This is a genomic window from Escherichia sp. AM3, from assembly GCF_032029835.1.
Taxonomy (GTDB): Bacteria; Pseudomonadota; Gammaproteobacteria; order Enterobacterales; family Enterobacteriaceae; genus Escherichia; species Escherichia coli.
This window is the reverse complement of record NZ_JAVUPQ010000995.1, coordinates 1-269: the sequence shown is the minus strand read 5'-3', so window position 1 is coordinate 269 and position 269 is coordinate 1. Positions and strand designations below refer to the sequence as shown.

The following is a 269-nucleotide window of genomic DNA, read 5'->3' as shown; positions in this document are numbered from 1 at the left end:
CACTTCCAGGGACTGAACGCCAATATCATGTCGCTGGGAGGGATAGCGATTGCCGTCGGTGCGATGGTGGATGCCGCCATTGTGATGATTGAGAATGCGCATAAGCGGCTTGAGGAGTGGGATCATCAGCATCCGGGTGAGCAGATTGACAACGCCACCCGCTGGAAGGTGATTACCGATGCCTCCGTTGAAGTGGGACCCGCACTGTTTATCAGCCTGCTGATCATCACCCTGTCCTTTATTCCTATCTTTACCCTGGAAGGTCAGGA

The 269-nt window shown here is 54.3% G+C and carries 1 protein-coding gene; it reads left to right on the top strand.

The features are described from left to right. Positions 1-269: efflux RND transporter permease subunit (locus tag RTW80_RS29400; RefSeq protein ID WP_312721652.1), on the top strand; the 269-nt coding region annotated here is incomplete at both ends.